Source organism: Paenibacillus sp. ATY16 (assembly GCF_003399985.2).
In the GTDB taxonomy this organism is placed as follows: domain Bacteria; phylum Bacillota; class Bacilli; order Paenibacillales; family Paenibacillaceae; genus Pristimantibacillus; species Pristimantibacillus glycanilyticus.
On the sequence record NZ_NMOK02000037.1, the window covers coordinates 545636 to 567858 of the forward strand.

Consider the following 22223-nt stretch of genomic DNA (forward strand, 5'->3'; position numbering starts at 1 on the left):
GCTTTGCAAAAAACGAATAACCAATATACCACAGGACAAATGCCTTAAGCAACGAAATTGAAATTCATCCCGATCAATCCCGCCAAATAATAAATCACGACAAGGTTAAAAATGAACAACAACGGAATTCCGACCCGGAAAGAGGCATGCTTCGTTTTGTGCCTCCATGCCTGCATGCCTATCCAGGCCCCTAAAGCTCCGCCGATTGCGCTTACTCCAAACAGCCTTTTTTCCGGAATGCGCCTCTTCTTGCGTCTAGCATAGCTTTTGTCCATTCCCATCATCGCAAACGCGGTTATATTAACGACAAGCAAATAAATAATCAACAGGATCATGCTCGTATCCCCTTCCTGCAATCGATTACGTACGCGGCTTTACCCGGTTCGTTGGCTGCGCCGCATACGGATCATCCGGCCAATAATGCTTCGGATACCGTCCTTTCAAGTCTTTTTTCACTTCGAAATAGGCTTCGTTCCAGAAGCTTCTTAAATCTCTGGTCACCTGCACCGGCCTTTGGGAAGGCGATAATAGATGAAGCGTCAATGGCAGCCTTCCCCCAGCGAGGCGCGGCGTCTCTTGCAGCCCGAACAGCTCCTGAAGCCTTACGGCAATGAAAGGCGCGTCCGGATCGCTGTAATCAATCGGAATCCGCGAGCCGCTAGGCACCGTCATATGCGTAGGTACCTGCTCGTCAAGCTCCTGCCGCTGCCCCCAAGTCAGCAGCCCTTCAAGCAGCTGCACCATGTTAAGACGCTGCAAGTCCGACTTGTTCTTCATGCCGTACAGATGCGGTAGCAGCCAATCGTGAACGGTAGCGAGCAGCGCAGCTTCGGATACATCCGGCCATCCGCTGTTATGATGCGCCATCAGCTGCATTCTTGCCTGCAATTGCGTTGCCGCCTTCGACATCGAGAGCAGACCAAGACCAGCGCTTGCTATGCCATCAGCCAGCGCTGCCGCAATCAACTCCGGCGCTGGCTGCTGAATTGGCGTTTCCTTTAATATAATCGATCCAAGCCGTATGCGTCTTCGTGCGCGCACCGCTTGCGCTCCGGGATCCCATTCGACGCTCTCTTCCACTTGAAACTGTTCACCGGCTGCCTGCTCGAGCATATCTAGATCCAGCTCGGCTGCAAGGCGTATGCGGCTTTCGCTGCCCGCATCGTCAAGCTCCGCTGCAGCCAAGAAGGCAGACCGCGACAAGGGCTGAAGCTCCGGCAGCGCGGCACCGCGGCCATTCGCCAGCAAATAACGGCCATCCGCCCGTTTTTGCGCGATCCGGTCCGGGTAAGCCAAAGCAATCAGCAGACCCGCATAGGAGGTTCCCTTCCAATCCCGTTTGCCTTGATCCTCCTGCTCCTTAGCTTTCACCATCTGCCGCCACTGCTTGGCTTGTGCTTTAATCCGCTGCACGACTCCGCGGTCAGCCTCCAGTCTACCGCCTGCTCCGTGCAGAGCTTCAAGCCGAAGCGATACATCGACATTCCGCTCCTGCGGCAATAAATCACGCTCGCTAAGTAATCCGGCCAGCTCGCATGCTTCATCTAACAGATTCAGCTCTTCTGCCTTAAGCAGCATAAACCCCAGCCTTGGATGAAGGCCAAGCTTGCCCATTCGTGCCCCCCGGCTTGTTATTCGGCCATCCGCATCAAGAGCCTGGAGCAGCTTCAAAAGCTCAAGCGCTTGACGGTAGGCAGCCTGCGGGGGAGCGTCCAGCCACATCAATTCACCCGGTTCGTCGGCCCCCCATGCAGACAGCTCCAGAGCAAGCGGAGCCAAATCCGCTTCAAGCAGCTCCGGCGTGTTATGCGGCGGTAAATAAGGATGCTCCTGCTCCGTCCACAGCCGGTAGCAGACGCCTGGCGCAAGCCGTCCTGCCCGGCCTCTGCGTTGGTCGGCCGAGGCTTGCGAGACAGGCACTGTCTCCAGGCGCGTCATCCCGGTGCGGGGAGAAAATTTCGGAACCCTCATCAGTCCGCAATCCACAACGATACGAATCCCTTCGACGGTTAAGCTGGATTCCGCAATGGAGGTCGCCAATACTACCTTGCGTTCTCCGGGTTTGCAGGGAGCAACAGCCGCATCCTGCGCTTCCAGCGGAAGATTGCCATGAAGCTCAGAGATTCGGATCGATGAAGCTAGTCCGGATTGCGCAAGAAGGCCTGCCGTTCGCCTGATCTCTCCTACTCCGGGCAGGAATACTAGGACGTCGCCCTCATGTTCCCGAATAGCTTCCACTATAGTGGAAGCAACTAGCGTTTCAATCCTGCCTTCTACCCTCGTACTACGGTAGACGGTCTCAACCGGAAAGACGCGCCCGCTGCTTTGGATCACTGGTGCCCCGCCAAGCAATTCTGCGACAGGCTCCGCGTCAAGCGTGGCTGACATAACGAGAAGGCGAAGCTCCTCCCTCAGCAGCGACTGGGACTGCAGGGTTAACGCCAGGCCAAGATCCCCATGAAGGTGGCGTTCGTGGAATTCGTCGAACAGAACCGCCCCAACCTGTTCAAGCGCCTGATCCTCCTGCAGCATGCGGGTCAGTACGCCTTCCGTGACCACTTCGATTCTCGTTTTTGCGCTTACCTTCGTATCCAGCCTTACACGGTAGCCGACAGTCTCTCCGACTTGTTCCCCCAATGAGGTTGCCATAAATTTGGCTGCGGATCGCGCGGCAAGCCGGCGCGGTTCCAGCATCACGATTTTCCGCCCGCCCAGCCATTTCTCTTGAAGAAGCGCCAGCGGAACCCGGGTTGTCTTGCCGGCTCCGGGCTCTGCGACAAGCACCGCGTTTGTTCCGTCCCGCAAGGCTTGCAGCAGCTCCGGCAGTACGGCGTCAATAGGCAGTTGCTTCATAAGTTATACATTCCCCCGCTTTTATTTAACCTCATTAAACACCTTTTATTTAATGCCATTAATTATGATAGTTAATGGCGTGAATTATTTGACCAGCCTCATCATTTGAACCACCGGCCGGTTATCCCCGGTTAATGTTTTTTCCGCGGAACGAAGCTGGGACGAACCGTCCCCGTCAAGAAAAATCCCGTCCACCAGCATGCCTCTGCCAACCTTTTCTATTATCGCATCGCGAAAAGCCTTCAGCGACCCCTTCGAGCTGCTAACGACCAGAAAGAGCAATCCTTCCCGGTCATAGACGGCGGCCGAACGCAAACGGGCATCGTCCGGATATGGCGCTTGTTCCGTCTCGATCTGCTCAAGCCAGTTCTGATTCTGCATCAGACTCATGCTTATGCCGCCCTGCGCCCAAAACCTGGTGTGGTCCATAACCTTCAAATCGGCGGCTTCGCTTACCACCTGCACGGACAGCTTGTCCGAAGCTCCGTCCCAGACTAATGTTCCGCGTGCATACTTGACATTCTCCGCACCGGATCCGTAATCATCAGGAGCCCCATTGACCGGCAGTCCGTCTACCACGGCGATGCTTAACAGAGAATTCTCATAAAAAAATCCGCCGTTTACTCCGTAATAAGGCGTTAAAGAGATGTTGTTCCGAATAGAGGCCAGAGTGATATTCGAAGGCCTTGTCTCCAGCACGTGAAGCTTCATGCCGTTGGATGCTTCAATTTCTTCATAAATATAAGCAGACGGAGCATTTGCATCCCGCTTCAACCCTTCGCTTTTCGTCTGCATGGCGTAGATCATCACGGCAAACAGCAGCCCCAGCAATAGAAAGATGCCCGCCATGATACCGGCGATTTGTAGCTTTCTTTTCCTATCCAAGCCCGCAACTGATGGATTCTCCATGAAAAACCCCAATTCCTGGAAATTGTTTTTCTAATCAAACCAGCCTTTCCTGCGGAACCAGATGTACATGGCTATACCAATCATGACCATAAATCCGATTAGCCCGAAATATCCCCAATGCCATTTCAACTCCGGCATATTCTCGAAATTCATTCCGTAGATCCCGGCCAGAAACGTCAGCGGCATAAAGATCGTTGTGATTACCGTTAACGTCTTCATGATGGCATTCATCCGGTTCGCGTTGTACGACATAAAGCTGTCGCGCAAATCCGATGTCATTTCGCGCGAGGCGTCGGTCATTTCAGTCAGCTTCAGAAGATGGTCGTACACGTCGTGATAGAACGCCAGATAACCTTTTAATCCTTCAATCCGTTCCGTATTCAGTGTTCGATAGAGCAGGTCCCGCATTGGCAGGATCGTCTTGCGGAGACGCAGCAGCCTTGAACGAATGTTGAAGATTTCGTCCATCGTCATTTGATTCGCGCTTTCGCTGCCGATCTCCATATCAAGCACCTGCTCCTCCAGTTCCTGTACGGCAGGGAAATACTCGTCAACCAGCTGGTCGATAACCATATAAGCCGCAAACAAATAGCCGTCGTTTCCCAGCTTGGAGGCAGCTTGTATTTTGGCCCACGCTTCGTTAATCTCTTCCGAATTTTTTACGTGATAGGTCACGATAAATCGGGGGCCAATAAATAAATTGACCTCCTCCACATCCAGGCTGCGCGAGTTAACCGAATGCAGCACGAAGAAATGCGTATCGTCGTAATGGTCCAGCTTAGGCCGCTGCAGCAGATGACAGCAGTCCTCAATCGCCAGCGGATGAAAATGAAAGTATGTATCGAGAAGCTTCGTCTCCGAGGCTTCCGGCTCGCTGAAATCGACCCAATACCAGTCAAGATCGAGCTTTTTGAGATCCTCCAACGCGATGTCGTTGACCCATGTTTTTTGTTTCGTATATCCTTTTATCCGAATCATAGCCGAATCCTCCATCGTGATAACCGATTCTCTTATTTTAACGCGAAACCGCCATTCTGTAAAAAAGTTGCGTCGTTCAAAATAGTCGTGCTATCATCGGTGTCAATAAAGGAGAGTCGATCGATATGTCGAATATACGCGGACGCTTCGCTCCTACTCCGTCCGGACTGATGCATGTAGGCAATGCCTGGGCAGCGCTGATCGCCTGGCTGCAGATCCGCAGCCAAAACGGGCAATTCGTGCTGCGGATGGAAGACATCGACGGTCCGAGATGCCGCCCGGAGCTTGCTGGACAAGCACTTGCCGATCTTCGCTGGCTGGGACTTGATTGGGATGAGGGACCCGATGTCGGAGGACCCCATTCCCCGTATACGCAAAGCGAGCGTATCCCGCTCTATGAAGAGGCGCTGAACAAGCTGCTTGCAGGCGATAAGCTATATCCATGTTTCTGCAGCCGGGCGGAGCTGCTTGCGGTTGCCAGCGCCCCTCACGGGTTATCCTCCGAGGGTCCCGCTTATGCCGGAACATGCCGGCATTTGACGCTGGAGCAGCAGCGGGAACGGCGCGAAGCCAAGACCCCATCCCTGCGGTTTAAGGTGGACGAGGCAAGAGCGATTACTTACGAAGACGGTATTGCGGGAACGCTGCGATTCCCTCCGGGGGTTGGCGGCGACTTTGTGGTCCGCCGCGCGGATGGCATCATCAGCTACCAGCTAGCGGTCGTTATCGATGACGCTGCCATGAACATGACCGATGTTCTGCGCGGAGCGGATCTGATGGATTCCACCCCGCGCCAGCTGCTCTTGTACGAAGCGCTGGGGCTTCCCGCTCCCCGCTTCGCCCATGTTCCTCTGTTGATGGGCGAGGATGGAAAAAGGCTGGCCAAACGGCATGGCGATACCTCGATTGCCGGCTTAAAGGAAGCTGGCGTAGGACCCGAGCGTATTATAGGCTGGCTAGCTTTTCTTGCCGGTCAAACGGACAGATTCGAGCCCATTGCCGCGACCGAGCTCATCGGGTATTTCGATCAAGGCCGGATTCCCAATGAACCGATTACGATCAGCGAGACTTTAATGAAGCAGCTGTTCAACTAATGGATCGGCAAAAAAACACGAGAGCCGGTTCCAGCCCTTCACGCAAGACGTGAATGGCTGAATCAGCTCTCGTGTTGTGTCCGGCAAGCTTCATGCACGGTCTCGTAAACAAGACGGCCTATCGCATTACCAATGGTTGTGGCTGCTCCCGCATAAGCATGCACTGCCTGATAGGCAGGATTGCCGCTAACCCCAACCACGACGGCATCCGTCGTGGTACCGGTTGCAATCCTGCTTGTTTCGGGATCCATCAGCCGCAGATCGGCAAGAGCCGCAGCTTTCGCTTCGGCGTACGTAATAATCGCGTTTGTCATCGCCGAATCGGTCATTTGACCATCCACAAGCAGCACCGTATTAATGGTGCCCGCGGAATACGCGGAGAACGTTTCCCTCGGCAAGCCCGCTCTGGCCGCATTCCGGGTCCCCGCCGTCGTCAGGCACAGCAGCTTGAAGCAATCCCCTTCCAGCTCCGCTACGGAAGCATGCGTCAGCTTCGCCGCGGTCAGCAGGCCTATCGTATGTTCCGGCTTATAGCCCCATTGCCTCAATTGATCGGACGTATCTCGTGCAGGGTCTGTACCGCTGTAATGCAGAGGCACCTTCCAGTTCACGATAACATCCGCCTCGGCCAGGCCACCGGTATGAATCGCATTGCTTAACGTCCTTAACTTTCCTGGACAACCTATTTCCAGCCGTTCTTCCCGAAGGGTAATGCTTACCCCGTCCCATAACCTCGAACAATAATGCTGGCCTTGCCTAAAGGGCTGGCTCATCGAGTTGCCGCCTCACGGAACTTGGACAAAGAACGGTCCAGCGCCTCCAGCAGCCATTCATTCTGATGGCGGAGCTTAACCGCAAAGCGGCAATACGACTCATCCAGACCGATAAAATGCGAGGCATCGCGGATGAGAATTCCCATTCTTCCCATTTCGTGCTGCAGACCCGCGGCCGTTAATCCTGGAATATGCGGCAGCCGGACAAGCAAATAATTCACCTTCCCCGGAATAACCCGGAAGCCAAGCGCCTCTAGCTTGCCGATCAGCCATGGACGCTCCTCCAGCAGCCAATCCATCGTGCGCGCGGCATACTCCTTCTCATCCAGCACCGCTTCTCCAATCTGCTGGGCCAAGGAATTTACGCTCCATGGTACCTGAAGTCTGCGCAATTCCGAAATTTTATGAGGCGCTCCTACCATATAGCCTAGACGAATACCCGGTACGGCATAAAATTTGGTCATCGACCGGATGACGAATAACCTCTCATGCGACGCCGCTTCCCTCAGAAGGGTATAGCTCTCTTCCTCCGGCACAAAATCCATAAAGGCTTCATCCACCACAACCGTTGCGCCGTTATACAGCAGCTTCATGATCAGTGCCGGATCCACCAGTTGTCCGGTTGGATTGTTAGGCGACCCAATCATATAAAAGGCTGCTTCCGAATCTTCTATCATCGATGAATTCAAGACAAAATCATTGTCGGCAGACAACATAATTGGTGTAATTGAACCGCCGGTCTTCATCACCGCGTCACCGTATTCCGTAAAGCATGGATAAGCTAATGCCGTAACGGCCGGGCGAAGCGCTCGCACAACCAAATCGATCAACTCTGCGGCGCCGTTGCCGATTAGAATGGATTGCTCGTCTACGCGGTGAAGCTGCGCCAGCTTGGTCCTAAGACCGCGTACAGCCGGATCCGGATAGCGGTCAATCTGCTCCGCATAATGCACCAAGGCGCTTCTAACTCCATCCGGCGGGCCAAACGGATTCATATTCGAGCTGAAATCGATAAACTGTCTTGCCGGGAAGCCGAAGGTTTCTTCCGCCGTCCGTAAATCTCCCCCGTGTCCATAGCGTTCAAGCATGGATATTCCCCTCTTCCCCTTGCTAAATGACGTGAATGGCCAATACTCCTGCAAATAATAATACGGCCTCTACGGCTTCGTTCAGCGCACCGTAGGTATCCCCGGTCAAACCGCCAAGCTTGCGGCTGAGCCATACGGCGAACAGTAATCCCGTAAGTATCGTTAAGACAATGCACCCGGCAAGAATCAACAGTGTTTCCTGCCAAGCCAATCCGTCAAGGGACAAGCACAGCACCGTTACGAAGACAGCTGCGATAAAGCCTGCCGCAACCTGTCGGCCCGATGCCAGATGGAATAAAGCGCCGATCCCTTCCCCTTGCCGGGCATTTGGCCAGCCCGCGATGGCAGCTCCCATCCACCATCTGCTCCAGACCGGTATGATCACTAGAAGGGATAAAACGCGGCCGCCGTCCTGCTGACCAAACCATTCGGCAAGCAAGGAGAATTTGAAGAGCAGCAGCAGCACCGCAGCAATGACGCCCATGGCCCCAACGCGGCTGTCCTTCATGATCTCCAGCATCCGCTCCCGGGACCGGTGGCTGAGCACGCCGTCTGCCGTATCCATCCATCCGTCGAGGTGCAGGCCTCCGCTAAGCGCTGTCCAAATAGCCAGCAGCAATACGGCAGACGGCATCGCGGGCGAGAACAACTCCAACACGGCAAATCCTCCTGCCAATATCGCCCCAATAAGCACGCCAGCCGCTGGAAAATAAATAACCGTCCGCGCCAACGTCACCGGTTCAAACGGTACCGTTACCGGTATAGGAATCCGCGTAAGAAATTGCAGAGCCGCGGCGGCTGCCAACGCATGGCGTTTTAACGCAGCAATAACCATAAACCCAACACTCCAGCCATTATAAGAATACTAACCGTGTACAAGAGACGGACGGAACGGACGATATCATAAGGCTCCATCGCTCTGGTCGGCCACCCCATCCTGGCCCGTTCGCTTGGCTGTCCGAAATAATAATTCAGTCCGCCAAGCTCAATGCCAAGCGCTCCGGCCACGGCAGATTCCGGAATACCGCTGTTTGGACTTGGATGATAACGGGCGAACCGGCGAACGGAAGCCCAGGACCTTGCAGCCGACATTCCCCTGTTCAGAAATGCGGCAAGCGTGAGCAGCAGCCCTGTCAGACGTGCCGGAATATAATTGAGCACATCGTCCGTTCGGGCGGAACACCAACCGAAGTTTACATAACTATCATTACGGTAACCAACCATGGAATCCAGCGTATTTGTTGCCCGGTACAGCATGGCAAGCGGCGCACCGCCAAGGATGGCAAACAGGATAGGCGATACAAACGCATCTACCGTATTTTCCGCAACCGTCTCTACAGCTGCCCGTGAAGCTTCGGGTGGCGTAAGATTTCCCGTATCCCGTCCTACAATATATCCCACGAATTTGCGCGCGTCCTCCAAATGGCCGGCGGCAAGCGGACGGTAGACAAGCATGGCCGCATCCTTCAGCCCTTTTACCGCAATCGTGGTGGAGATAAACCAGGCGCTTGCCGCATACCCCAGCCAAGGATGGATCCATGCTGCCGCAGCCGTTACTCCCCACATGATGCCATAGGATACGGCTAGAGTAATTATCGTCAAAATTATGCCCATGCCCTTAATGTGCCTGGCTTTGGCGTTCCGTCCTTCTTCGTTCCTGCGAAGACGTTGCTCGAGTACGCGAATAAGCCGACCGATCCAGATAACGGGATGGGTCGGCCACTTCGGATCGCCGATAATCCAGTCTATAACGATAGCTGCCGCAACAAGCAGCAGCGTTTCCTGCAAAGAATAAAAGATCATAAGCTCTCCCACCGAAATTGCAAGGCTTTCAGCTCGACCGGAATTCCCGCCGTAACAAGGAAAACCTTGTCCGACAAGGCAGCCATCCGTTGATTCAGCCGTCCGGCTTCATCGCGGAACCTTCTACCCAGCGGATAAGCCGGTACAATTCCGTCCCCGACTTCATTGGTCACGAGGATAAGCGGATAGATGTACTCCTGAACGGCAGCTGCCAGTTCATTAACCTGTTCATTCAACCAATCCCGGGCTTTGTCCGCAGATTCGGATTTTTCCCGTTCCTCCGCTTCCATTAGAACATTTGTCAACCATAACGTTAGACAATCAACCAATATCACAGGCGAATTTTCATCCATCAGCTCCAGCTCATAGGCTTCCTTCGCCAGCTGTCTCAACCGGCCCGGAAGTTCCATCGGCTCCTCCATGGTGGTCCAACGAAAGCCTCCTTGTTCCCGGTTCTGCCGGTGCAAAGAAATCCGTTCCGCCATTTCCTCATCCCAGACCCGGCTGGTCGCAATGTAGATCCCTTGCTCCCCGAGGCGGGCTGCAAGCTTCTCGGCGAAGGAGCTTTTGCCGCTTCTTGCTCCGCCGGTCACCAACATAGCCATGTCCGATGCACCTACTCCCTGGAAACTCCGGCGCTTGAGAAGGTCGCCATTTCCTGCATCAGCTTTAAAGCGGCATCAACGAAATGGAAGCACAAGACGGCGCCCGTCCCTTCTCCAAGCCGCATATCGAGCTGAATCATCGGAGATAGCCCCATCGACTCCAGCACAACCGCATGCCCTTGTTCCTGTGACAAATGGGAGGCGAACAAATAAGGCTTCGCCTGTTCCGCCAGCCGAACGGCTACCAGAGCGGCAACCGAGGAAATAAACCCGTCAACGACAACCGGACAGCCGTTTGCTGCCGCGCCGATGATAAATCCGGCCAATCCCGCGATTTCCGCGCCGCCTACCTTGGCAAGTACATCAAGCGGATCCGAGGCATTGGGCTTATTAACGGCAATCGCGCGTTTCACGACTTCAATCTTATGCCGCCAGCTTTCATCGTTAATGCCGGTTCCTCTGCCAACGGACAATTCGGGCGATAATCCCGTCAATACGGTTGTCAGAGCGGCGCTTGGGGTCGTATTGCCGATGCCCATCTCTCCCGTTGCGAACAGCCGGTAGCCTTTTTCAGCCAACTCATTGGCTACTTGTACGCCTGCCATAACCGCCTGAAGCGCTTCTTCCCTGCTCATTGCAGGCTGCTTGGCCATATTGGCTGTACCTCGAACCACCTTCCGGCTGATTAGCCCTGGATGTTCAAGCTCGGCGTTTACGCCAATATCCACGCAATAAACATCCGCTCCCGCCTGTCGCGCGAGGACGTTTACCGCCGCTCCGCCGCTTAAGAAATTAAGGACCATTTGAGGGGTCACTTCTTGCGGATACGCGCTGACTCCTTCCTCGCATACGCCGTGGTCTCCAGCCATGACGACTACCGCTTTGCGGCTCAAATCCGGCCACAGGCTTCCTGAAATCCCGGCTAAGCGAAAAGCAATCTCTTCAAGCTTCCCGAGACTGCCGGTTGGCTTTGTCAGCTGGTCGGAATGCGCCTTGGCTTCAATTACAGCCTGTTCTTGGAAAGGTCTGATTCGTTCGATCACCTGTTTTAACTCGGCACCTAATTCATTTGCCACAATATTTTCTCCTCTCCGTATGTAGAACTCTATGTCATTTCAATTAATCTGCCGGCATCCCGTTGCTTCGGCTGCAATAGAATCTGGGGCGTACCGGTTAAAGGATGCTTCACGATCGTTGCTTCCGTCTGATAAACCTCACGGATCAGTTCAACGCTAAGCACCTCCGCTGGAGCGCCCATTGCCGCTACTCCGCCCTTATGCAGGACGAGTATCCGATCACAATAAAGGGAAGCCAAATTCAGATCGTGCAGAACGGCTACAACCGTCAAATTGCGCTCCTGCTGCCACTTCCGCACGGTATCCAGCAGCTGTACCTGATAACCGATATCCAGATAAGTCGTTGGCTCATCCAGCAAAATAATTTCCGGCTCCTGCACCATCACCTTCGCTAGAGCTACCCGCTGACGCTCCCCGCCGCTTAGCTGATCAAGCGGCCGGTTAGACAAAGGCGTCAGCCCCATCGACTCCAGCGTATAGTCAATCAGCGCCGAATGATCCTCCCGTTCATCGCCAAACCAATTCTGATAGGGAAAACGCCCCATTTCAACCACTTGGCGGACGGTAAAGCCAGCTGGGGGTAACCCGCCTTGCTGCAGAACCGCCAAACGTCTCGCGAGCGCTTTGCGGGAAAAATTCGACAGATTCACGCCGGATAAGCTGACATCGCCCGAAGAAGGCTTTGTCACGCCGGATAATAGCTGCAGCAGCGTTGACTTTCCTACGCCGTTTGGCCCGATAATGCCATGAATACGGCCAGGCTCCAGCGTAAACGAGAGGTTCTCCAGGACAGAACGGCCGTTAACTTTCTTGCTCACATGTTGAACCGAGATCATGAATAGCCCTCCTGTCCTTTTTTGCGCCGGTACAGCAGATACGCGAAGAATGGCGCGCCTAGCAAAGCGGTTACGACCCCAAGCGGTATTTCTTTCGGGGCAAGGGCTATTCTTGCAAGCGTATCGGACCATAACACGAATATGCCTCCGCCAATCGCCGAGAGCGGAATCAGCAGCCGGTAATCGGGACCAACCATTAACCGGATGAGATGCGGCACCACCAAGCCTACGAAGCCGATAACTCCGCTGACCGACACCGCCGCCGCGGTAAGCAGCGTCGAGCCGATCAGGACGATCAGCTTTGTCCGTTCAACCCGGATTCCCAGATGCGCCGCATGCCTCTCGCCAAGCACAAAAAGATTCAGCGCTTGTCCGTATGCAATCAAAATCGGCAGGCCAATCACCAAGCACGGAAGCACGATATAGACGTCCGCCCAGTTTTTCATCGCCAGAGACCCCATCAGCCAGAACAGAATCTGGTTAATGACTTCGTCGGACATCGATACCATAAACGATACAAACGCGCCTAAGAAGGATTGAATGATGACACCGGACAGGATCAATGTCTCTATCTGCATGACGCCCCTGCTGCGCGCCAGGAAAAAGACGCCGAGCAGCGTCAGCGTTCCCGTCATAAAAGCAACAACTGGAATCGTCCATTCGCCCAGCACGGCCTGATAACCAAACAAAATAAGAAAAGCCGCCCCTACCGAGCTGCCGGATGATACCCCTAACGTATACGGATCGGCAAGCGGATTGCGAAGCACGCCTTGAAAGCCCGCTCCGGCAAGCCCGAGGCAAGCGCCAACAAGCACGCCTAGCAGCACGCGTGACAATCTGACCTGCGTCACAATCGCGATCTCTCCGGTACTCCAATGACTGCCGGCGTCATCCGTCCAAGGAAGCTGATGCAAGAGGATTCCCCATACATCGGCAAACGGAATCATGGAGGACCCAATCGACAAACTTAGAACGATAGAAACAGCAAGAAGGAGCAAAGCTGCTCCTCCATAGACCGCTAATTTTCTTTTCATCTTACTTCACAAGATCCGGGTGAAGAGCTTTCGCAACCTGCAGCAGGGCATCCGCAAGACGCGGACCTACTCGCGAAGTCTCGTCATTGCCAACTTCGAACATCTGCTTGTTCTTCACCGCATCAATCGCATCCCAGCCCGGACGGCTGTTAATTCCGGTAACGATTGGATTCGGATCCTCTCCCAGATCAGGATAAAGGATAATTTCAGGGTTTTGCTTCACGACTTCTTCCGCGCTAACTTCATACCAGCCTGCTTGCGAAGCGCCCACGTTCGTTCCGCCGGCAATCGTAAGCAGTTCATCCAGGAATGTGCCGGAACCAACCGTCCAGCCTGGCGAGAATTCCAGGTAAACCAGCTTTTTCGGAGCGTCCTTCACGGCATCCGTCACCTGCTGCTTCACATCGCGCATATGCGTTGCGACTTGCGCGGCTTCCGTGTTCTTATTCATTATTTTACCGATTGTCTCGATTTTGGCAATTGTTTCATCGTAAGTTTTAGGATCCGTTGCAAGAACCGTAATGTTCAGCTTGCGAAGCTGCTCGACCGCATCGGTATTCATCGAAGAGGAAGCCACTACAAGATCGGGATTAAGAGCCGCGACTGCTTCGATATTGGTCGTCATGTCGCCTACTTTAGGCTTGGACGCCGCTTCTTCCGGATAATTGCTGTAGCTGTCAACGCCGGCTACTTCTTCGCCTGCGCCAACCGCATAAAGAACTTCCGTCTCGCTTGGCGCGAGAGATACGACCTTCGCTGGAGCTTTCTCAAACGTCAATTCCGTTCCAGTAGCATCCGTCACCTTGAACGGATATACCGTCTCCGCTGCGGCTGCCGGACTTTCGGCCGGCTGTTCGCTTTGAACCGGCGATGCCGACGCGCCCGCATTCCCCGCATCGTTCGTGTTCGCTTTGTTAGCGCCGCATGCCGCCATAAAGACCAGAATTGCGGCCATCAGCATGGCCAGCATTAATTTCGACAATCTTTTGTTTCTCCCAACCATTGTTTCCAAGCACCCCTTCTATTTATCTTGAATCGAAAACAAAAAAAGGCATTCCCGGCAAAGGTGCCGGAAATGCCGGAAGCCTTTTTTTGCATGCGTGCAAAGAAAGACGGGTTCCCTCATTCCAACACTTCCCTAATTCCGCGTAGGTACAGCGTTATGCGAACAGGCAGGTCTCCTGACTCGAAGCAGTAGCGCCAGCGTCTTCCCGAATATTGCATTCAGTGACGTAAGCTGGCACACGGGTCTAATTAAAATTAGACCGCTTCTTACAGTGGCGGGTCCGTGCCGGATTTTAACCGGACTTCCCTATTAAGCTTGCAACAGCCTGTCGGCTCCTGCAGCACCTGTTCCATGATTTATTCGTTTTCGACCAACGTAACTATACCACCCATATTCTAGAATTGTCCAGCAGCTCTTCTTAATCTTGCTCCAAGTCGGATGGCGTTGCCCACCACCGACACCGAACTGAACGCCATTGCCGTACCGGCCATCCATGGCTGAAGCATTCCGCAAGCGGCGAATGGAATGATAAGCGCGTTATAGATAAAAGCAAACGTCAGATTTTGCCGGACATTGCGAACCGTTAGGCGGCTGATCAGCAAAGCCTCCGGAATAGCGGTCATCCGGGGCTGGAGTAGCGTAATGTGACCGGCTGTTAACGCCGCATCCGTACCGTCTCCCATCGCGAGGCCTACATCCGCCGCGGCTAGTGCCGGAGCGTCATTCCAGCCGTCGCCGGCCATTCCGACCTTGTAGTCCTGCTCCTTCAGGCGGTCAACCAGTTCCAATTTATCTTCAGGCAGCATATTGGCATAGACCTTCGAAGGATCGATTCCCGCCGTTTGGGCCGCGCTCAAGGCAGGCGCAGGATGATCTCCCGTTGCCAGAACCACGGTTACTCCTGCTTTCCGAAGCTGCGTCACGGCCGGCTTGGCAAAAGCCTTTACCGCATCGATGAAGGAGATAGCTCCGATTACCCGGTTATTATCCGCTACGTATAACACCGTTTCCCCAAGCTTCTGGCGTTCTTCCGCGAATCTTTGAATAGCTGGACTGCCGATGCCCCACTTTTTCAGTGCGGCAAACCCGGCATTGCCGATTCCGATTCTTCTCTGCTCCACCAATGCTTCTACCCCTTTGCCTGTCGTATAGGAGAAATCGGTTGCGGCAGGAGGAACGAGGCCGGTCTGCACGGCCTCCGCCCGAATGGCGACGGCAAGCGGATGAGTCGAATTGGCTTCAACGGCGGCTGCAAGCCTCAAAAGCCCTTGCTTGCTTCCTTGCGTAACGTGTATGCTGCCAATCTTCGGTTTTCCTTCGGTTAAAGTTCCCGTTTTGTCAAGCACGAGCATATCAAGCTGTGCCAGGCGTTCAAGCGCACCCGCTTCCTTCACCACAATCCCTCTTTTGGCGAGACGCCCCGAGGCTACGACAAGGGAAATCGGAGTCGCGAGTCCAAGCGCGCATGGGCAAGCCGCCAACACTACCGCGACGGCGCAACGGAAGGCCATCGTCCAATTGCCCGGATCCACAGCCGTAACCCAAATAACAAAAGTGCCTAACGAGAGAAGCAGCATCGCCGGTACAAACCAAGCCGATACCGAATCGACCTGCCGTTGAATCAGCGACTTCGAACGTTGCGCCTGCCTGACGAGATCAACAATACGGCTTAACATGGTAGCATAACCGGCAGCGGTGGTGCGGATTCGGAGGCTGCTGCTTTCATTCCGGGTTCCCGCCCATACCTGGTCGCCGGGACGCTTGGCAAGCGGAACGCTCTCGCCCGTCAACAAGGATTCATTAATTTCCGACTCTCCGTTAGTTATAACGCCGTCAACGGGAATAATCTGTCCGGCAGGCACAAGCACATAATCGTTCTCCCGGACAAATTCCGTTTTGATCTCCATTTCAACGCCGGCCCGCTCCACTTTTACTACCGTGTTCAGCAGCTTGCTGTATCCCGAGGCATCCTGCTGCGCGCGCGAAGTAACCGAGGCTTCAATGAACTTGCCAAGCAGCACGGCCGTTATAACGACTGCGGATGTCTCGAAATAGAGAGGAACCTCATGGGCATACAAAGCGGTTCGATCCGCATTAAATACGAGAAAATGGCTGTACAAATAAGCAGCCGAGGTTCCGGTTGCCACCAGGACATCCATATTGGTCGCCCGCGACCGGATAGCGTGATAGGCCCCGATATAGAACGGCAGACCTATGACGAACTGTATTACGGTCGCAAGAACCAGTTGAAGCCACGGATTGGTCAGAAGCTCGGGAAGCTCTATCCTGGCAAACGGAGCCAGATGCTGTACCATCGCCGAGAGCAAAGGCGCAGTAAGAATCATGGAGATGATCAATCTCAGCCGAAGCCGGCTTCGTTCCTTCTCGAAGCCTTCCTTCGCATTTTCGGGCAGATCCGCTTTAAAGCCAAGCTTGGCGATCTGCTGCATGATGGCTGACGGTTCAATCATTCCAGGCTTATATTGCACCCAGGCCGTACGTGCCGAATAGCTGACCGCTACGGCTTCAACGCCTGGCATTTTTCCGACATTCTTCTCTATTCTGGCCGCGCAAGCGGTGCAGCTCATCCCTTGCACGGATAAATCGATCGTAATTCCCTTATCGTCCATACGGCTCACCCGCCTTCCGCTTGTCCATTCTACTGCCGTAATCGAACAAGCTCCTGCGTTAATCTATATGATTTGAATGGAGGATGTAGAATTAAAAAAGCGTGCTTGCGGAGGCAATTGCCGCCTGACAAGCACGCTTTGATTTTTATTTGCCGTATGCGACATCGCCATTCCAGGCCAGCATGCCGCCGGTCATGTTGGTTACGTTATAGCCTTGGGCATGAAGGAAATCGCAAGCTCTTGCGCTGCGTCCGCCGCTGCGGCAAACCATGATCAGAGCCTGATCCTTCGGCAGCTCTTCGTAGCGTTCGCCGAATTGCGAGAGCGGAACGCTGACCGCTTCCGCGATATGTCCCGATTCCCACTCGTCGTCCTCGCGCACGTCAATCAGATTCAGCTTCTCGCCGTTTTTCAGGCGCTCTTCAACTTCTGCTGGCGTAATTTCTGGATACACTTCATTCCACTCCTTCATATTTCTTCAGTATCTTTGTTTCATATTGCTGAAAAACCGGCGATTGCCGCAGTCCGCGCGCTTCCATGAGCATCTTGAACCTCAGCTCTTTCTCCGTCAGCTTCTTCTTGAGAACGGCTTGTTCATCCGGATTCCGGCATAGGCGGATCATATCGCGGAGGCTGACGATTTCCTTTTTCACAACCATCTCTTCGGGAATCATTCCGGCGTTGCTCAGAAGCTTGTAGGCAACCCGGAGCTCCTCCGGCACATGGGAGTTATCCTCCAGTTCCAGCGGTTTGCCTTTCCCTTTCAGGTTGTCAAATTCGCCCTTCGCGACAGATTCCTTAATCCGCTGCTCTACTAGCGAGGACATAAAATCCATGCCATGTCCGCCTCCTGTCATTGCCCGTCATCCCTAGCGCTTTCTTTAAGCATTGTAACGAAAAAGAAGCCTCCCGGCAATGAGAAGCTTCTTTTCTCAACCTTATATTAGATACGAACGGCCGTGCCGCTGACAGCGACCATCAGCATGCCATCGCGCACGACCTCGTAGTCGATATCGATGCCGACGATCGCATTCGCTCCCAAGCGGAAAGCCTGGTTTTTCATTTCTTCAAACGCAACATCCCTTGCTTCCTTCAGCTTGCTCTCGTAAGCACCGGAGCGTCCGCCCACAATATCCGTAATGGAAGCGAAAAAGTCGCGGACAACGTTAGCCCCCATAATCGCTTCGCCGGTTACAATGCCGGAATATTCGATAATCGGACGTCCTTCAATAGCTGCGGTTGTTGTTACTAACATAAAATGACCCCTCCCGATAATAGTTAAGCCGATATTAAGAAGGAATACGTTCCCTGGGAAAAAACGTTTCATTTAGCACTAAGAAAAGGGCAATTTCCCCGAGGGCTTTTGGATACCGATTTGCGTTCGACTTCAGCCCCTCAGCTCCTCGATCCGAACATCTCTTACTTGGCCGGTATCGGCTGCCACAAAAATATGGACGCGCACCCCGAATTCGGCACCGCTGCCTCTAAGCCATAACTTAAACCGCTCTTCCGTCCTCGAACCTTCGGCCGTAAAATGCCCCTCGTATTTGTAATCGATAATATCGGCATCTGGATATTTATTCGCGGTTTCCTGGATCGCGATTTTTCCGTATTTGGCATATGAAGGCTCCGCATGCGCGGCTGAAGGCACCGCAATCGCAAATAAAACGGCAATCAGCATATAAATCAATAGTCTGCCTTTTTTGAATCCCATACTGCCACCTCCCTGACCACATTTTTGGTATTCCGTTTAGTGTGGCTGTTCGTGAAGGCAGGCATACATGTTATTCTCTTTTACACCGTTTCAAGCATAGGGGCATACATCATGACGGCTTCATTCTCCGTGACGAACTCTTCACCCAGCAGCTCCCCTTCATCCAACGCGTATTTCCTGCGGTAGATCGTATTGCTTCTGACGTAACCGCCCCATGGCTTCAGCTCGATCCGGTGATCCTTCTCCACGACTTCGTACCGGTAGTTCACCGGAAGTGACGAGCGCCACTCGCCAACCAGCTTATCCTCCGTAAGACCTACGATCAGCTGAAAAGGCTGCCGCGTCGGATTATGGATCTGCAGATCCAGATAATTGTACGCGCAGGTTGCCCCGCTTCCGAACGGCTGCGTCCGCCCGGCGTCCGGAAATACATCGTAGCTGTGCCTGTGCCGTTCAATGACCTGCAACGGGGTATGCAGCGTCATCCAATAGATGAGATTGGACATTTGGCATAACCCGCCGCCTATTCCATGTTTATATCCGCCATAAAATAAGATCATGCCGTCCACATAACCCTTCCTTCTTGTCGGTTTGCCTATAGCCCGCCAATAGGAGAAGGTTTCGCCGGGCATTAATACGATGCCGTTCAACTTCTCAGCCGCCAGCCGCAAATTAATGACCTTGTTGGTCTGCAGCCACATGTCTACATTTCGAAGCTGCCTCATAAGAGGAGTTGCATGGGTAAAAACCACATACGGCAAGGACAGCTCATTATGGATTCTGGCAAGCTTTCCGGCGCTGAACAGCCATTCTACCCTTCTTTTATTCGTATACCACCATTTACCCGCCTGCAGTCGCAAAAACGAACGTTTGACGGGCCGGTGCTGCATCAGATTATTCAACTTCCCTCTTCTCTCCTTTACAGAAGTCCAATTTTGTTGAGCGGCCATATCCGGTATACGGCCTTCCCTTCAATGCTGGAAAAGGCAATCGGCCCGATTGACCGGCTGTCCACGCTATGCTCGCGGTTGTCGCCAAGAACAAAAAGCTCCTTCCGGTCAACCGTGTAGGGGAAGTTCATCCCGCCAGGCTCCGTCATCCCTACGGCGTAATTCTCCGTTAGCTGCTGCCCGTTCAAGACAACCATTCCGTCCCGGACATCAATAACATCGCCTGGCACGCCTATGACTCTCTTCACCAAGCGCAAGGAGCTTTCCGGCCCATGGATAATAACGATATCTCCGCGTTCCGGCGGCTTGAAACGGTAGGACCATTTGTTTTCGATCAGGCGCTGGCCTTCCACAAGCGTTTTTTGCATCGAGATATTATGTACCTCTGCCTGCGCGTAAACATAGTTTTGGAACAGCAAAGCGATGATGATGGCGGCCGTAATCGAAATCAGCCACTCTCTTAGCTCACGCAGCAGCTTGCGATTCCCGGTTAGTTGATCATCCATTCCCTAGCACTCCTTGAAGAAATAGGAATTCAACATAACCATCACCTATAACGTTTTCGCCCGGCAAAAAGTTACCTGAGGACTAAAAATACCGTGACAGGTGCGTGGCATGTCTTATAAAGTAGATTTATATGAGGGAGGTAGCCAGAATGGAACCATCAACACGATCGCAGCGACTACTTTTTATGTCGATAACGTTAATGTTCTGGATTGCAATGTATACATACGTGCCGACGTTGTCGCCTTATTTGAGCTCGAGAGGGCTTTCGCTTGATTTAATCGGGGTTGTGCTTGGCAGTTATGGCTTCGTCCAGCTGTTAATCCGTTTTCCGCTCGGGATGCTGTCGGACCGTTACGGTAAAAGGAAGCCTTTTATCCTGCTTGGTATGCTAGCCGCCAGTGTCAGCTGTCTTCTGTTCATCATTCCGGGAAGCTGGCTGTGGCCGCTTGCGGGGCGCGCGATGGCGGGGTTATGCGCATCGACCTGGGTTGCTTTTACGGTAATGTACGCGAATTATTTCGCGGCGGAGGATGCCACGAAGGCGATGGGGAATATTAGCGTGATGACCGTGTCCGGCCAAATGATCGGGATGCTGTTAAGCGGATGGATGTCCGAGGGATTCGGAGCGGATGCTCCTTTCGTGCTTGGGGCGGTTATCGGTGGAATCGGGCTGTTGCTGGCGCTCGTGATTCACGAGCCGGCCAAACCGCTTCATGAGCGGAGCGGAATATCGTTCTCGAAGATTCAAAGCGTAATTCGGACGAAGCTGCTGCTGCAGGTGGCCCTGCTCTCTTTGCTCGCGCATTGCGTGCTGTTCATTACGATGTTCGGGTTTACGCCGTTAAAAGCGGAGGACATGGGCGGCAGCGGACTCGAGCTTACGTTGCTCGTATTCGCCTTTATGGCGCCGCATGCTCTCGCTTCCATGTTTACGGCCAGGTGGTTTGCTCCGCGCTTCGGGAATTGGACGACGATCGGCGCCGGATTTATCCTAAGCGCCATCTGCACCGTCTCGATCTGCTATGTGCATTCCATCTGGATTCTTATGCTAACGCAGGTGATTAACGGATTTGCGCAAGGCTTGCATATCCCTCTTCTGCTTGGTCTTGCGATCCGGGACGTGGATCCTCCCGGCCGGGCTACCGCCATGGGTCTGTATCAGGCGGTCTACGCGGCAGGCATGTTCGCCGGGCCATTCCTTGCGGGCTGGCTGAACGAAAGCTGGGGGTTAAACAGCGGGTTTGCGCTAGGCGGTATGTTTGGATTGATCGCCGCCGCGCTATGCCTGGTCTATTACCGTTCGGATCGCAAATTAATTAAGTCCATTAATGATTAATGCTATTATCTAATTAAAAAAAGAATGATTGCAGCGGCAGCCGCAGTAATTACGATGCCGATATCCTCCCTGCTGAACTTCAATCTCAGCCCTTGCGTTGGCTTCGCAAGCGGATGACCGATCCCGCGGGCTTCAAGCGCATCCGCCATTTGCTCGGCCATACGCAGCAAGGAACGGATGTAGGGCACCATGGCAGGCAGCAGCATACGGAACGGAAGCGATCCTACGGCGGTCGTGACCTTGCCCCGCGCATGCGCGATCTTCACGTAACGCTCCCATTCCCCCGCAAGCAGCGGTATAAAGCGGAAAATCAGGGTTACCGTAAGCGCGATGGACATGACTGGAACGTTGAACCTGCTCAACCAGCCAAACGTCTGCTCCAGGCTGCGCTGGACTCGCAGCGGCGTCACGAGCCCCATTAGAGGCAGCCCCAGCATCATCACAAGCAGCAAACCGCTGAAGCGCTGGATGGTCTGGAGGGCGGCCTCCCAATCGAAGCTAAATGGCGAAAAATGCACGCCCGAAATAATGGCGATCACCGCCGTCATGATCACGTAGGCCCGGATGGCTTTCATCCAGGGCCTTATTTGTGCCCGCAGCGGAATAAGCACCGCAAGGGAGACGGCCGCCGCGACAGCCAGCCCTGCCCAGCTGTGCTGGAGCAGGATGGTTGTGGCGAGCAAGAGGTACGCGGCGATTAACGCCCGCGGATCGAACCGCGCAGCGAGCGCAGCCGTAGCAGGCGGAGCGGCGGCGGGCGATGCCGACGTAGGCTGAGCCACGGGCGATCCAGCAGCGGGCGGAGCAAATGCGCGCGATGCTTCTGTGAGCGATGCCGTAGTAGGCGAAGCCTGCGGCTCCGCCGCCAGTGCTGCTGCCGATTGCGGTGCAGCAGCACTGGCGGCAGCGGCTTGCAAGGACGGGTGTTCCGCCGTCCTTGCGCCGTGGGCGGCGCGCTGCGCCGCCAGCAGCGCCGCGAGCTCGCGCGGCGCCGGCCACGGCGCGCCGCCTGGCGCAGCCGGCGGCGCAAA

General features: G+C 54.2%; 23 protein-coding genes and 1 riboswitch. Of the genes, 2 read left to right on the forward strand and 21 right to left on the reverse strand.

Features of this window, described 5'->3' with window-relative positions; all coding sequences use genetic code 11:
* Positions 1-44: 44 nt before the first annotated feature.
* From CFI03_RS22830 to corA, 4 genes are all read right to left on the reverse strand, one after another.
* Entirely contained in the window at positions 45-335 is a 291-nt protein-coding gene (locus tag CFI03_RS22830; protein ID WP_248760023.1) for a DUF1294 domain-containing protein, read from the reverse strand.
* Positions 336-360: 25 nt separating this feature from the next.
* Entirely contained in the window at positions 361-2853 is a 2493-nt protein-coding gene (hrpB, locus tag CFI03_RS22835; protein WP_248760031.1) for an ATP-dependent helicase HrpB, read from the reverse strand.
* An 84-nt stretch (positions 2854-2937) separates the two neighbouring features.
* Positions 2938-3762, reverse strand: coding sequence for a hypothetical protein (locus CFI03_RS22840; RefSeq protein WP_248760033.1), 825 nt, complete (start codon positions 3760-3762; stop codon positions 2938-2940).
* Positions 3763-3792: 30 nt separating this feature from the next.
* Positions 3793-4740 (reverse strand): magnesium/cobalt transporter CorA, encoded by a 948-nt coding sequence (corA, locus tag CFI03_RS22845; RefSeq protein WP_248760035.1) that lies wholly within the window; start codon positions 4738-4740, stop codon positions 3793-3795.
* Positions 4741-4865: 125 nt separating this feature from the next.
* Between corA and gluQRS the strand changes: the two genes are divergently transcribed.
* A complete protein-coding gene (gluQRS, locus tag CFI03_RS22850; RefSeq protein ID WP_248760037.1) occupies positions 4866-5834 on the forward strand; it encodes a tRNA glutamyl-Q(34) synthetase GluQRS in 969 nt (322 codons plus the stop codon).
* 62 nt (positions 5835-5896) lie between these two features.
* Here gluQRS and CFI03_RS22855 read toward each other — a convergent pair whose 3' ends face one another.
* The 16 genes from CFI03_RS22855 to lepB all read right to left on the reverse strand — a co-directional run bounded on the left by CFI03_RS22855 (position 5897) and on the right by lepB (position 19855).
* Positions 5897-6607 (reverse strand): adenosylcobinamide amidohydrolase, encoded by a 711-nt coding sequence (locus CFI03_RS22855; RefSeq protein ID WP_248760039.1) that lies wholly within the window; start codon positions 6605-6607, stop codon positions 5897-5899.
* Complete coding sequence (gene cobD / locus CFI03_RS22860) at positions 6604-7695, reverse strand: threonine-phosphate decarboxylase CobD (RefSeq protein ID WP_248760041.1); 1092 nt, start codon at positions 7693-7695, stop codon at positions 6604-6606. The genes CFI03_RS22855 and cobD overlap by 4 nt, the downstream gene beginning before the upstream one ends.
* A gap of 22 nt (positions 7696-7717) precedes the next feature.
* Complete coding sequence (cobS, locus tag CFI03_RS22865) at positions 7718-8530, reverse strand: adenosylcobinamide-GDP ribazoletransferase (RefSeq protein WP_248760043.1); 813 nt, start codon at positions 8528-8530, stop codon at positions 7718-7720.
* Complete coding sequence (cbiB, locus tag CFI03_RS22870) at positions 8512-9498, reverse strand: adenosylcobinamide-phosphate synthase CbiB (RefSeq protein WP_248760045.1); 987 nt, start codon at positions 9496-9498, stop codon at positions 8512-8514. The genes cobS and cbiB overlap by 19 nt, the downstream gene beginning before the upstream one ends.
* Entirely contained in the window at positions 9495-10103 is a 609-nt protein-coding gene (gene cobU, locus CFI03_RS22875) for a bifunctional adenosylcobinamide kinase/adenosylcobinamide-phosphate guanylyltransferase (protein ID WP_248760047.1), read from the reverse strand. The genes cbiB and cobU overlap by 4 nt, the downstream gene beginning before the upstream one ends.
* Positions 10104-10114: 11 nt before the next feature.
* Entirely contained in the window at positions 10115-11182 is a 1068-nt protein-coding gene (gene cobT / locus CFI03_RS22880; protein ID WP_248760115.1) for a nicotinate-nucleotide--dimethylbenzimidazole phosphoribosyltransferase, read from the reverse strand.
* Positions 11183-11208: 26 nt separating this feature from the next.
* Positions 11209-12015, reverse strand: a complete 807-nt coding sequence (locus CFI03_RS22885) for a heme ABC transporter ATP-binding protein (RefSeq protein WP_248760049.1) — start codon at positions 12013-12015, stop codon at positions 11209-11211.
* Complete coding sequence (locus CFI03_RS22890; protein WP_248760051.1) at positions 12012-13049, reverse strand: FecCD family ABC transporter permease; 1038 nt, start codon at positions 13047-13049, stop codon at positions 12012-12014. Before CFI03_RS22890 ends, CFI03_RS22885 begins: the two co-directional genes overlap by 4 nt.
* 1 nt (position 13050) lies before the next feature.
* Positions 13051-14031, reverse strand: a complete 981-nt coding sequence (locus CFI03_RS22895) for an ABC transporter substrate-binding protein (protein WP_248760059.1) — start codon at positions 14029-14031, stop codon at positions 13051-13053.
* A gap of 172 nt (positions 14032-14203) precedes the next feature.
* Positions 14204-14418: riboswitch (cobalamin riboswitch) on the reverse strand.
* 32 nt (positions 14419-14450) lie between these two features.
* On the reverse strand, positions 14451-16685 hold the full coding sequence (locus CFI03_RS22900) for a heavy metal translocating P-type ATPase (protein ID WP_248760061.1): 2235 nt from the start codon (positions 16683-16685) through the stop codon (positions 14451-14453).
* Between the two features lie 145 nt (positions 16686-16830).
* Positions 16831-17139, reverse strand: a complete 309-nt coding sequence (locus CFI03_RS22905) for a rhodanese-like domain-containing protein (RefSeq protein ID WP_248760063.1) — start codon at positions 17137-17139, stop codon at positions 16831-16833.
* Position 17140: 1 nt separating this feature from the next.
* Complete coding sequence (locus tag CFI03_RS22910) at positions 17141-17521, reverse strand: DnaJ family domain-containing protein (RefSeq protein ID WP_248760065.1); 381 nt, start codon at positions 17519-17521, stop codon at positions 17141-17143.
* 107 nt (positions 17522-17628) lie between these two features.
* Positions 17629-17940: a YbjQ family protein gene (locus CFI03_RS22915; RefSeq protein WP_015844937.1), complete on the reverse strand. Its 312-nt coding sequence runs from the start codon at positions 17938-17940 to the stop codon at positions 17629-17631.
* Positions 17941-18072: 132 nt separating this feature from the next.
* Positions 18073-18399 carry a YqzG/YhdC family protein gene (locus CFI03_RS22920; protein WP_248760067.1) on the reverse strand — a complete coding sequence of 109 codons (327 nt, stop codon included), beginning with the start codon at positions 18397-18399 and terminating at the stop codon, positions 18073-18075.
* 80 nt (positions 18400-18479) lie between these two features.
* A complete protein-coding gene (locus CFI03_RS22925) occupies positions 18480-19289 on the reverse strand; it encodes a VanW family protein (RefSeq protein ID WP_248760117.1) in 810 nt (269 codons plus the stop codon).
* A gap of 29 nt (positions 19290-19318) precedes the next feature.
* Positions 19319-19855: a signal peptidase I gene (gene lepB, locus CFI03_RS22930; protein WP_248760069.1), complete on the reverse strand. Its 537-nt coding sequence runs from the start codon at positions 19853-19855 to the stop codon at positions 19319-19321.
* Between the two features lie 149 nt (positions 19856-20004).
* Between lepB and CFI03_RS22935 the strand changes: the two genes are divergently transcribed.
* Complete coding sequence (locus CFI03_RS22935; protein ID WP_248760071.1) at positions 20005-21192, forward strand: MFS transporter; 1188 nt, start codon at positions 20005-20007, stop codon at positions 21190-21192.
* A 5-nt stretch (positions 21193-21197) separates the two neighbouring features.
* Here CFI03_RS22935 and CFI03_RS22940 read toward each other — a convergent pair whose 3' ends face one another.
* Entirely contained in the window at positions 21198-22109 is a 912-nt protein-coding gene (locus CFI03_RS22940; protein WP_248760074.1) for an energy-coupling factor transporter transmembrane component T, read from the reverse strand.
* Between the last annotated feature and the right edge of the window lie 114 nt (positions 22110-22223).